Annotated in this window: 8 protein-coding genes; 3 read left to right on the plus strand and 5 right to left on the minus strand. The window is 44.1% G+C overall.

The annotated features are described in order from the left end of the window. The 3 genes from GVN16_RS25830 to GVN16_RS25840 all read left to right on the plus strand — a co-directional run. On the plus strand, positions 1-2,234 hold a 2,234-nt coding region (locus tag GVN16_RS25830; RefSeq protein ID WP_166566873.1), incomplete at its 5' end, for a hypothetical protein. A gap of 48 nt (positions 2,235-2,282) precedes the next feature. Next, a complete protein-coding gene (locus GVN16_RS25835; protein WP_166566874.1) occupies positions 2,283-5,126 on the plus strand; it encodes a DUF11 domain-containing protein in 2,844 nt (947 codons plus the stop codon). Between the two features lie 139 nt (positions 5,127-5,265). Further along, a complete protein-coding gene (locus GVN16_RS25840) occupies positions 5,266-7,281 on the plus strand; it encodes a T9SS type A sorting domain-containing protein (RefSeq protein ID WP_166566875.1) in 2,016 nt (671 codons plus the stop codon). A gap of 401 nt (positions 7,282-7,682) precedes the next feature. Here the strand turns inward: GVN16_RS25840 and GVN16_RS25845 are convergent, their stop codons facing one another. The 5 genes from GVN16_RS25845 to GVN16_RS25865 all read right to left on the minus strand — a co-directional run. Continuing rightward, positions 7,683-8,618, minus strand: a complete 936-nt coding sequence (locus GVN16_RS25845) for a YihY/virulence factor BrkB family protein (RefSeq protein ID WP_166566876.1) — start codon at positions 8,616-8,618, stop codon at positions 7,683-7,685. 106 nt (positions 8,619-8,724) lie between these two features. Beyond that, positions 8,725-9,135, minus strand: a complete 411-nt coding sequence (locus GVN16_RS25850; protein ID WP_166566877.1) for a thioesterase family protein — start codon at positions 9,133-9,135, stop codon at positions 8,725-8,727. A 10-nt stretch (positions 9,136-9,145) separates the two neighbouring features. Further along, a complete protein-coding gene (mltG, locus tag GVN16_RS25855) occupies positions 9,146-10,180 on the minus strand; it encodes an endolytic transglycosylase MltG (RefSeq protein WP_166566878.1) in 1,035 nt (344 codons plus the stop codon). Further along, complete coding sequence (hisS, locus tag GVN16_RS25860; protein ID WP_166566879.1) at positions 10,173-11,540, minus strand: histidine--tRNA ligase; 1,368 nt, start codon at positions 11,538-11,540, stop codon at positions 10,173-10,175. Before hisS ends, mltG begins: the two co-directional genes overlap by 8 nt. Before the next feature lie 238 nt (positions 11,541-11,778). After that, on the minus strand, positions 11,779-12,639 hold an 861-nt coding region (locus tag GVN16_RS25865), incomplete at its 5' end, for a T9SS type A sorting domain-containing protein (RefSeq protein ID WP_166566880.1).

Genomic DNA, 12,639 nt, shown 5'->3' on the forward strand with positions numbered 1-12,639 from the left:
CCGGTATTAAATATTACAGAGTCATCGTTACTGCTTCAGGTTCAGGCTGCGGATCTGCTAACTCGTCAAGTTCGACGATAACTGTGGTGGCCAAACCGACGGTTACAATAAATATTCCTTCAACGACAATCTGTGTAGGTGGAGGATTAACCTTAAATGCAACCATTAATAACGGAACAGGAACCATCACACAACAGTGGCAAACCTCAACGGATGATACAAACTGGACTGATATCGCAGGACAAACCAATGCCTCTCTTATTGTTCCGACATCTTCAGCAGGTGTAAAATATTATAGAATCTTAGTAACAGCATCGGCATCCGGCTGCGGGTCAGTAACTTCTTCAAGTTCTTCGGTTACCGTAATTCCGCAAGTTACTATAGGCATCACTCCTAATAACAATAAGGTTTGTATCGGCGAAAGTCTTACATTAACCGCAACGATCAATAATGGCACTTCCGACCTGACTTACCAATGGTTGAGTTCAACGGATCAAAACAACTGGACTGCCATCACCGGCCAAACAGCCTTGACATTATCGGTTCCTACTACTGTCAAAGGAACAACTTACTACAGATTGGAAGTTACTTCAACGATAACAGGCTGCGGCACTGTAAAATCCGGCTTCACTTCGGTTGAAGTCAGGCCGCTTCCTGCCATCACCTTTACGAAAACCGACGCTCTTTGTGAAACGGGCAACGGAAAAATAGTTTTTTCATTCCAGGATGAACCAGGTCAGACCAGCCTCGAATTCAGTTTAGATGGCGGTTTAACCTACCCTTACAGCGTCAATGACAACAGTGGCTCGTTCACAGTCAACGCACTTTCTTCAAGCACCTATCAATTATATGCACGGTGGGGCGGCGGAGCATGTCCGGTAAATCTGGGTACAACGACGATTAGTGACCGTCCTGCACCTTTGGCGACAAGTCTCAAAACCGACCCCACCTGCACTATAAATAACGGAACGATACGATTCAATTTCCAGGATGTAGCCGGAAGAACAGGATACAAATTCAGTCTTGACGGAGGCCTGACGTATTTGGCCACCGTAGCAGACAATTCCGGTTCGGTTACTTATTCAGGATTGGCTCCAGGCACCTATGATTTGTGGGTTAAATGGGAAAATGATGAATGTCCCGTTAATCTCCCCGACCTTACTCTGACAGACCAGAAAGGTCCTGTGGTAGATCTCGGCCAGGACCTTGAAATATGTAACGGGGTAGCTGTAAACATTACTGCCGCTACTACCGGTGGAACACCTGCATTGATTTATAGCTGGAACAACGGATTAAACGGCGTTTCTTCACACCAGGTGAGCCCGACCATCACCACCACTTACATTGTCACCGTAAAAGACGCCAATAACTGTACCTCAAAAGATACTTTACAGATCATTGTGAACGCCAACCCGGTGCTCACCATCACCAATGTCGAAGTCTGCGAAAATCAAAACATCAGGCTGACTTCCTCAGGCGGAGGCACTTATGCCTGGACAGGCCCGAACAGTTTTGTATCCAATTTACAAAATCCGGAAATCGTAAATGCCAATGCAGGTCTTCATGCCGGGGTATATTCCCTGACCATTACCAATGGTTTAGGATGCCATACTTCAGGTACCGCAACTGTGATTATCAATGCTCTTCCTGCCCCTCCGACCCTTACCGGAGCCGAAAAATGTGGCCCGGGATCATTAACACTGAATGCCTCGGGTTGTTCAGGAACAATTTCATGGTTTGACAAGATATTTGACGGTAATAACGTAGGAATTGGTACGACTTTTGCAACTCCAACACTGAGTGAAACTACTGCGTATTTCGCCCTGTGCTCTTCCACAAAAAATTGTGATAGTCCGGTTAGAAGTAGTGTTCTGGCAAAAATTAACAATCAGCCCGTTGCGGAAATCATTCCGGTTGATCCGACGTGCCTGGGTGCTCAATCTGCCAACAACGGAAGAATCATCATCACACGATACAGAGAAAACGAGAAGTATTCTTTTAACATCGGTACAACATATAATTCAGGTATTGCCAATGTCCCCGCTTTGATACCCTCAAACGGAACCATTTCAAGTACCCTGCCAAATCCTTCCAATAACATTTCACAAAACTACACAATACGGATTATAAGCAGCGAAGGATGCACGGTAGACAGAGTCATAACGATACAGAACAAATGTATCGACTGCCCTGTGGATTATTGCCCGCCTTCGACGATAACTAAAATAGAATAAGTAACCCAAATGTTCAAGTTTTTATACCCAATTAATTTCAAATTTATCATGGAAAACAACTATTTTAATCTCAGGCCCAAATCATTGCCTGACGCCCTGTCCCTGCGTCGATGGTTTTGCCTGATCCTATTGAGTGTATCATTTATACTAACAGGCGAAAGTGCATTTGCACAGAAAGTGCCTGTTGATTGCGGTCCGGGCTCTCGTATCCCTGCCACTATTTTCGGTGAAGATGCATCGGCAAAAGACGTAGCTGATGCCAAAATCAGAATCTCAGGTTTACCTGCCAATGATTACAGAGTTGTGATGTGGACAGGGACAATTCCCGCAGGTGTCTCTTTTGGAACTTCAAAGAAATGGTCAGAATTAAATAACGGATATCTCGCCGAAAACTTAGCGACTCCGGATGCTGCTCCGGGAAGAGAGTATACTATCAGGGTTTACAAAAGTGATACGTCTTGTTTTACAGACATTCAGTACGTTTTGCCTTATGTAAACTTCAACTTTAAACCCAAGTATGTAGACATTTCAGTAGCTGTTACTAAACTTCCTGCCGGTGATGTCCCTTTAGATTCCGATGTAACAGTTACAATTGCTGTTCAGAACTTAGGAGAAATCGGAGCAACGGGGGTTGAATTTAACGTTACTGCGGGATTAGGGTTATTACCAACAGGAACGCCTACGGCTTCCACCGGAACTTATAATCCTGCCACAGGGATATGGACTATCGGAAATGTGGCCGCCGGTGCTTCAAATGCGGTCTCATTAGTAATTACTTACAAGGTAACAGCAAGAGGTATTAGAGAAGTGAAAGCCTGGAACACCAAGCTAAACGAAACCGATCCCAATTCATCACCAACCCAGAATACCATTCTGGAAGATGACCAGGGACAAGTCTGTATCTCAACCCCTTATGACTACTGTAAAGGTGATGAATACGAATATGTCCTGACAGGAGCTCCTACCAATATTCAATGGTCTAAAAACGGATCTCCGATCAGTGGTAAAACTGCCGATTTTGAAGTATCATCAGATGGCAAAACACTAATAATAAAGTCATTAGGGAATTATACTTACACGGCTCAATATAATGCTTCGTGTCCAGCTACAGGATGTTGCCCTATTACGATCGAGGCCGGCTTACCGCCGCTCCTGACTGCCCCAGGAGAACAAGTAATTTGTTTTAATGCTGCATTTGCCCCGGTGACAGCCACCAATACCCAGACCGGGCCGTTTAAGTCAGATCAAGGGGTGTTTACTTATCAGTGGTATAACAACAATGGTATTGGTAACCCGAATACAACCGCAATCGCCGGGCAGACTAACCTTGATTTAGCTTCAACTGTGTTGCCTACAGCACCTGGTGTATATAATTACCGAGTTATTTCTGTGCAGACAGGACATACCAACTGTGCTGATACTGCTGATGTCAGTCTTATCATTAACGAACTTCCTTCAATTGTGGCGAGTATTAATTCGCCCGTTTGTGCGGAAGACACAATTGAACTCGATGTAACAGCAACAGCCACCAGCGGTGGAACGGCCCCTGTATTTACTTATGCGTGGGCAGGTCCGGCTTCTTACACTTCAGCAGTGGAAGACCCCAGAATTCTGAACGCCACGATGGCCATGGCCGGAGACTATACCGTAACAGTATCTTATACCGCCAATACGAAGACCTGTGATGCGACCAAGACTTTACCTCTCGTAGTAAATCCTCTGCCTGCACCACCTACACCTGTGGATCTCACTTATTGTGCGGAAGACAAACCAGAACGATTGTCGGCAAATGGAACGGGAACAAGCTTACACTGGTATGGACCAACTGGTCAGACTCCGCTTCCTGTTTATGGCAGCAAACCTGATACAGTGACCAACGTCGGTCTGAATGTAGGACCTCGTCCATACCTTGGAGCTCCGGGAGATACTTATTATCATATCTCTCAGGTGGATGCCAACGGTTGCGAGTCTCATACCGCGATGTTGTCGATCAAGATCCTTACCAAACCAACCAAACCAACTGTTGAAGATCTGGCTTACTGTCAGGGATATCCATCAAGTGCTTTAACAGCCATTATGGCCTCTCCATCCGGTTATGCATTGCATTGGTATGGTACAGACCCAGCGGGAACAGCCACTGTTGGGGCTACTTATCCGGCACCTCCGACCGGTACCGTAGGGACAACTTCTTATTATGTTTCACAAAAAACAACCGGAGCGGTTAAAGATTGTGAATCTGATATTGCCAAAATTGATGTCATTGTCAAAGCAACTCCAAATGCTCCGGCTGTAACTCCTCCGGATCCATATTGTGTGGATGCGGTTGCTGCTCCACTCGTAGCTACTGCTGATGCAGGCAATACCCTGATATGGTACTGGAACGGCGGAACACAGGCTACAGCTCCTACTCCTACAACCACTCAGTCGGGCGGAACGTGGGCTTATGTAAGTCAGACATTGGTTTATACCAATCCGATTCCTGGCAAAACCGGCACATTGACTTGCGAATCTGGTCAGGCTGCTATTCCAATCCTTGTGAATCCACTACCAGTAGCTACAATGATTCCGATCAGTGCTATTTGTATCGGTGCTGAACCTCAAAACAATGCTCAGCTTGTATTGACAAGATACAGAGATTCAGATCAGGTTTCATGGACTCTTGGAAGCACCTATGCTTCAGGTACTCCTACAGGCTTCAATTCCCCTGCAGCAGGTGGTGTGTTTGCCTCCAGCCTGGCTAACCCTAAGCCGGCCGGTGCTCAACAGGATTACACGGTCAGGATCAAGAACACATTTGGTTGTACAATCGACAGAACGCTTCCATTGGTAGCTAAAGACTGTACCTGTCCAGGTGGATATTGTGAACCTGCAACCATTACCAAAACCAAATAACGTATCCGACCCAATTAGTTAGATAAAAACAAGCAAACTTATCCGGCCTTAAAGCCGGGTAAGTTGCTTATTTTAAATTCACCTTTAAGATCCGATCCCGCAGCCGGGACATCAGCACCAACACAGAAGGAGTGAGAAAATGGAATTGAATATTTTACTGAAGTATAAAACAAAATTCGGACTAGGAACGGGCAAAACTGTTCTTCTGAGCTTATTGTGTGCTTTATGTTCATTCAGTAACTATTCCGACCGACCAAAAAAGACTTCAGCGGTAATGGTTGATGACGACAACTGCCAGCATCCGACTTATATTTTGAAAGCTTTCGATGTCTCTGACGAAGACACTAAAGACGGACGACTGATTATTTCTGAAATTTACAACGCCACGCATTATGAAATCATCGAATCAAACAGCAGACCGTTTAATTTTAAAAATGCCACGCCGATCGATCCCCTTAAAAGAGAAATCGAAATCAATAACATCGCCAATCCCGCAGGACTTAAAGAATTCAAAGTCAGGCTTTACAACGGATCAGAAAATTGTTTCAGCGAACAAACCACCGTTTTTGAGCATGTCAATTTCGCTAAAAATTTCAACTACAGTGCCGTCGAAATTTCCCAGGGAGTGGATAATTCAGCACCGGCCCTTGATGGAATTGTTACATTCACCACAGTCATTCAGAACAAAGGCAGTAAAACCGCCGAAAACGTAGAAGTCAGATTAGTAATGAGTTCAACCCTTGAGTCTGTTAATTTCTATGCTGACAAAGGCACCTATTCGTCCATTGGAAACATCTGGACCGTAGGTCAGCTGAAAAGCGGCCAGTCGGGTAAAGTAGTCATCCGGGCCAAAGTAAAAACACAGGGTTTGTCTTATGTATCCTCGTTTATCTCAAGGCAGGACGACAAAACTTATACTTTGAGTGAATTGCAGGCGTCTGTAAGTTCATTGAAAAAAACCGGAACCAGCTGCGTAAGTGTTCCGATCAGTATTAAAAATGATGAGGTGTATAGTATTACACTCAAAGAATATAAAGGAGTCAAATGGTTTTTTAAAGACCCTTCCGGCAATTTCTCGGAAATTACCGACCAGACAAATCCCGGCATTGCAAGCATTAACAAAGACAGTTCTCTGACCATCAAACAAAGCGGTGAATATACTTTTTCAAAGAAAGTGGGAGAATGTAACGTAAGCAGTTGCTGCCCCATTATCGTGGAATCATGTGAAGGTCCTCCGATCATTGTCGACTCTGTTTATTGCAACACTACCGTAGACAGCTACAACATTATCGTCCATATGGAAAATGACAGCTGGAGCATCATCGAAAAAGTATACTTTGCGATGGCCAACCTGAGTTTCCCGGTACTGACCAATTACCTGGAAAGAATCAATGCTCTTCCGCTGAGCTCAAGCTCCGGTTTTGTCACGTCTCTTGGCAACGGCAAATACATGGTAGAGAACATCCCGGCTTTTATGCCTAATGTCACCCTCGTATCGACAGACATCAGCGGAAAATGCCGGAACGTAAAAATCGTAAACGCTCCTAATTGCAGTGTGAGACCCGTTTCAATGCCAAACCTGACCGACAATACCAAGTTCCTGGTAGAGGGACAGCGTCCGCCGAGTTTCAGCCTTAAAATCCCTGAAAAAGGTTTGGAAGCCGTCTGGTTCAATAATGAGCTGGGTGTGAATCCTATCCATGTGGGCAGCAAATTTACCCCAACCGGACCAGGAACTTTTTATGTAGCTTACCGAGACAGGAAAACCAAGGCCCTGAGTCTGCTTGTTCCTGCCACCGTAAAAGAACTGAAGACCGAAACTCCGGGTACCTTTAAAGATGAAACCGTTTGTGCCTGCGACAATGCGGCCATTGTGCCGCAAGGTGATCTGGGAGACGTCACTATTGCGAAAGCTTATCCGAATCCGGTAAGTGAGTTGCTGACGGTAGATTACCGCCTGCCGGCAAATTCATCCAGGGCCGATCTGATTTTTTATAATGTTAACGGAAGACAGATGGCAGCCATTGAACTGAATAAAAACGAAATACAGATCAAGGTAGAAACCAATAACTGGGCTGACGGCACCTATGTTTATCAACTGTTGATCGACGGTAAAAAATCAGCCAGCCAGAAAATTATTGTTTTGCATAATTAACAGAGATTCACACGTAAAAGAGACCATTTTTTGGGTAAACAAGGAGAATTCAGCAATGGGTAGCTGACCTCTCTGCTAAAGGTTTCTGCTCCGGCAGAGGCCTTTTTTGCTTTTTATATACAATGAAAAGTACCATCTGTTTATGCCTGCAGTATCACCTTTATGCTTCATCTTATCCGGGCTCATCAGCGTATATATTGAAAATGGCATAGAAATTGCGTGAGCATCTTCAACTTTAAGTTTTGAATATCAGCACCTTACAATAAAAATAAAATAAGTAAAGTTTGAATCTTTCTGATCCATTTATGTGTTCACTATGAACAACTGAAAAATATTATCTATCGAAGACAGATATACGATACCAATTTATGGGTTAAGGTTTATTTTAAACGCCGTTGGCACTAGTTTGCTACGGCGTTTTTCGGTTTTCTGGCATTTGAGAAAGCAATCCTCAAACTGATATTGACTTCAAAACCCAGGATCAGGATCAGGGCAATCAGATACACCCACACCATTAAGCCGATCAGTGTCCCGATAGAACCATAAAGCTTATTGTAAGAACTGAAATTCGCCAGGTAAAAAGAGAACACGTTGGTCACGAGAATACAAAGAAAAGAAGCCAGCACAGCACCGAAATTGAAGAACTTCAACCGCCTGTTGATCGCGGGGGCAAAGTAATAAATGCAGCAGATACCAATAAAAAAGATCCCGAAAACAGAGATATAACCGGATATTTTGATCAGGAAGTAATTAAAATTCTCGCTGAAGATGATGCCTTTTGAAAACAAAAAATCAAAAACGAGCTGCCCTACAATCAGCACAAGAATGGCCACTACCAGGATAAAAGTCAGCATGAAGGTCAACATAAAAGCAATGCCCCTGGCTTTAAAAAAATTGCGTTTTTCTGCCCTCTGTAGTGCCATATTAAAAGCCCGCATCAGTGACATCATGCCGTTTGTAGCCGCAAAAGCCGCAAAAATAAAACCGAAGGAAAGAATATCCACCCGCTTGCGGCTCACAATATCATGGATCGTCGCAGCAACGGTCTCATAAATTCCGGCTGGAATGACCGCCTGTAAAAATCCCATAATTTTCACATCCAGCTGTTCAATAGGTACGTAAGGGATCAGTGTAAAAATGAAGATAATGGCCGGAAAAACCGCCAGCATAAAACTATAGGAAACCGCAGCAGCCCTTTGGTCAATGTCAAACGTAACGAGCTTTTTATAAAGAATAACAAGGATGAGGTATATAGAAACGGTGGTGTTTTTAATGTATATGTTCCTGAGCTTATTCTCGATGAGTCCAATATACTTTAAATCTTTAATCCTTTTCATGAGAATCGTTTATAATGGTTTCAGGTCTGAAAAAGAACTTACAGACTGATGGATTTAACATAAGCCCCAACTTATTTTCAAAGTAAAAATAAAAAAAATCAGGGTTTTATTGATCAAACCAGGGCTTTAATTTTTCTAAAATCTCCGGGGGACAGGTGGTTATCCTGTTATTATCAGCCCTTAAAAATACCAGCGTGGTTTCACCGGTATGGATACAAACCTTATCAGAATTGAGAATTTCATAGAAAAACACAATCCTCGCCCTGGGAATTTCCCTGACAACCACCCGGATAGTCAGCAGATCATCATACTTGGCCGGCTGCAGGTACCTTGATTTATTTTCATAAACAGGCATCAGGATACCGGCCTCTTCCACATCCTTATATCGCACCCCCAGGTCTCTCAGGGCTTCCACCCGGCCGATTTCATACAATCTGGCATAATTGCCATAATACATAAAACCCATCTGGTCTACGTCCGCATAACGGATTCTGTAAGGATATTCAAATGTATACATCCGTGGCGGCTTAATATCCGTGATCGTCAAGAGCTTTCTGATATTTCGCAGCGTTTTTCAGGTGTTCGCCATAGTCCACCGCAAAATTGTGATAGCCCGAAAAATCTTCTCTTGCACAGAAATATGTGTAATTGTGCTTTTCGTAATTCAAAACCGCTTCAAGCGAAACCCGCTCAGGCAATGCAATCGGTCCCGGAGGCAATCCCAGGTTAATATAAGTATTATAAGGAGAAGAAAACGTAAGGTGCTTATGTAAGATTCTTTTCAGACTGAAATCTCCAAGGGCAAATTTAACGGTCGGGTCAGCCTGAAGCGGAATCCCCTGGGCAATGCGGTTAACATATACCCCGGCCACTCTGGACATTTCGTCTTTTTTATTGGTTTCGCTCTGAACGATGGAGGCCATGATACCCACCTGTGTCGGGGTCATATTGATCGACTTCGCTTTGCTTAAACGCTCTTCTGTCCAGAAATTCTTGAATTCATGATTCATTCTTTCCAGGAATCCGTCCACAGGAATATCCCAATAGATGAAATAAGTATCCGGCAGAAACATACACATGATGGTGGTTGGAGTCAGTCCGAATTTCTTACATTCTTCTTCAGAATTCAGCTTTCTCAGCAATTCATCAGAATCAAAAGCCATCTTGCTTCCTATCTTTTTAATCAGGTCTTCTTTTGTGCGGATATTGTTGAAAGTCAGCTTAACCGGATCCTGCTGCCCTCTTTTCAGTTTAGATAAGATAGCTTTGTTACCCGAATTAACCGGAATCTCATACCTCCCAGGCTTTACTTTATCACGGTATTTCATGAGTTTACTCAAAAACCCGAACGACAATTCATCGTGAATCACCTTATGTTTGTGCAGGGAATCCAGCACCGTCTCGTAAGTAGCTCCTTTAGGAATATACAGGACAAATTTTTGTTTCCCCTCCACATTCAGGTTGGCACTCTGGGCCACCTGCCAGAAATAAAAAGTAAAAGTAGCGACCAGCGTGGAAACGATCACAAGGGCGTAGGCCAGGAATTTTCTGTTCTTAAGCATCTAGTTTTTCTATTAATTGTTCAACCGAAACCTGGGATTGCTCCCCGGTGACCATATTTTTGAGGGAATAAGTCTGTGTTATAATTTCTTCAGAACCAATAATTAAAACATAAGGAATGTTCTTTTTATTGGCATAATCAAACTGTTTTTTGAGCTTGACCGATTCCGGGTAAATTTCTGCGTTGATGCCGGCCGCTCTCAGACGTGTGAGCACCGGTAAACCGGCATTGCGGCATTCTTCGTCAAAATTCGTGATCATGACCTTCGTAGTAGCCTGGGTTGCTTGTTCCGGAAAAAGCTGTAACTCTTCCATCACATCAAAGATACGGTCAACCCCCAGCGAAATACCTACACCAGACAATCCCGGCATGCCGAAAGTACCCGTCAGGTTATCGTAACGACCACCACCCGAGATACTCCCCATCTGCACATTCAGGGCTTTTACTTCAAATATAGCCCCTGTGTAGTAGCTCAATCCCCTGGCAAGGGTCGGATCAAAGGCAATTTTAGGAGATTCCAGTCCGTATTGGGCTACCAGTTTCCATATTTCTTCAAGCTCCTCCACACCCTTCAGGCCGGTTTCGGAAGTGGCCAGCCATTTTTTAAGGACATCAAACAGGTTATCTTTTTGTTCTGTTATAGTAAACACCGGCTGTAGTTTCTCAATGCTTGCAGACTCAAAACCACGCTGCAGCAATTCTTCCTCTACCTTCTCCTGTCCTATTTTATCCAGTTTGTCAATCGCCACACACAATTCGCCTTCACGTCCGGCAGCCCCGATTACCTCCGCAATCCCGGAAAGAATCTTGCGGTTATTGATTTTCACCACAAACTCCTTGATGTTCAACCTGCTGAATACTTCATGCAGCATCAGCACAATCTCTGCCTCACAAATCAGGGAATCTGTACCCACCACATCGGCATCACACTGATAAAATTCACGGTAACGTCCTTTCTGAGGTCTGTCAGCCCGCCACACCGGTTGTATCTGGTATCTTTTGAAAGGCAGATGCAGATCGTTGCGGTTCATGACCACAAATCTCGCAAAAGGCACTGTCAGGTCATACCTGAGCCCCTTTTCCGATACTTTTGAAAGCAGGGCTTTAGGTCCTTTCTCAAGGTCGTTTTCTTTTATATCTTTAGTAAAATCACCTGAATTAAGGATTTTAAATAACAATTGATCCCCTTCTTCTCCATATTTACCCATCAATACCGAAAGGTTTTCAATGCTGGGTGTTTCAATAGGAAGGAAGCCGAATTTCTGGAATACTGCTCTGATCTGATCAAAAATAAAGGTACGTTTTACCATTATTTCGGGGCCAAAATCACGGGTTCCCCTGGCCAGACTTGGTTTAGACATGCGTTGGTTTTAAAAAGTTTCTGCAAAACTAAGCATATGTTTTTAATTCAGGAAGAAAATTTGACAAGCAGGCCGAATCAGGGATGAATGCAGCGAAATATGGGGTAAAAAAAGTAAGCCCGGACCGTCAGGCCCGGGCAGTACCTTCGAAAGCAGTGATACTAGGCTTTCGAAACAAGCGGAATATTAAAATTCAGTACGGTAAAGCTAAAGCATCACAGCTAAAAGCTCCCTTCACTTATTCAATGACAATCTTCTTAGACTCAATCTTTCCTTTCGATTTAACCCTCAGGAGATACACTCCGGCCGGAAGATTGGAAGCTTTGAAGTCAAACGAGTTGTTCCCTTTTATCCCCTGATAGGTTTTCGATTCCAGGTCACGACCCATAAAGTCCGTCAGACTCACATTCACCTCTCCGTTTTCGGTCAGGTTTACTTTTACTTCCACCGCTCCACTGGTAGGATTCGGAGCAAAATTCATATACCCTGTCTTTTCTTCTTCTGTCACATCGGCTTCAGCCGCCACTCTCAGTCCTGCAGGGCATGTAGTCCCCTCAAAAGCAAACAGACGGTAATCAATAAATTGTTCTGAAGTAGTACCATAGATCTGCAGGTGGTTACCGGAGCCCGCTCCCTCATGGTCCCAGGTATATTGGTTGCTTGGGGCACTCACCCGGTAATTCCCGGCATTGTTCTCAAAGTTCCAGTAGTAATAGTTGTTACCTGAAACAAAGTTGCCCAATACCAGCCCGCTGCTGTATGTCAATGAATTGGCTTTGATCACTTGCCCGCTGCCATTCATAGTCGTCACTTTGTAACTGGTCCCTACAGATTCCACTTTCCATTTCTGGTCATTCTGATTGTTATTTCCGTTGATCTGTACTTCTCCGTTTGACATGGCCTGGACATAATTATTATTGGCCAATGACCTGAGTTTATAACAGTTGCCACTCACAATACCACTTGGAGGAGCCCCTGAAGCAGAATAGTAAGGAGTGCCGTCCTGGGAATAAACCAGGTTGTATCCGGCAGGAGTCGGGAAAGTACTGGAATTTGGCACCTGGAGGTTACCGTAATCACTGTAAATCCATGAAAAACA

Source organism: Emticicia sp. CRIBPO (assembly GCF_009905725.1).
Classification (GTDB): domain Bacteria; phylum Bacteroidota; class Bacteroidia; order Cytophagales; family Spirosomataceae; genus Leadbetterella.

Excerpts from the sequence above, each read along its gene's own strand:
- GVN16_RS25850 (WP_166566877.1), bottom strand. The coding sequence starts at position 9,135 with ATGTATACATTTGAATATCCTTACAGAATCCGTTATGCGGACGTAGAC.
- mltG (WP_166566878.1), bottom strand. The coding sequence starts at position 10,180 with ATGCTTAAGAACAGAAAATTCCTGGCCTACGCCCTTGTGATCGTTTCC.
- hisS (WP_166566879.1), bottom strand. The coding sequence starts at position 11,540 with ATGTCTAAACCAAGTCTGGCCAGGGGAACCCGTGATTTTGGCCCCGAA.
- GVN16_RS25840 (WP_166566875.1), top strand. The coding sequence starts at position 5,266 with ATGGAATTGAATATTTTACTGAAGTATAAAACAAAATTCGGACTAGGA.
- GVN16_RS25835 (WP_166566874.1), top strand. The coding sequence starts at position 2,283 with ATGGAAAACAACTATTTTAATCTCAGGCCCAAATCATTGCCTGACGCC.
- GVN16_RS25845 (WP_166566876.1), bottom strand. The coding sequence starts at position 8,618 with ATGAAAAGGATTAAAGATTTAAAGTATATTGGACTCATCGAGAATAAG.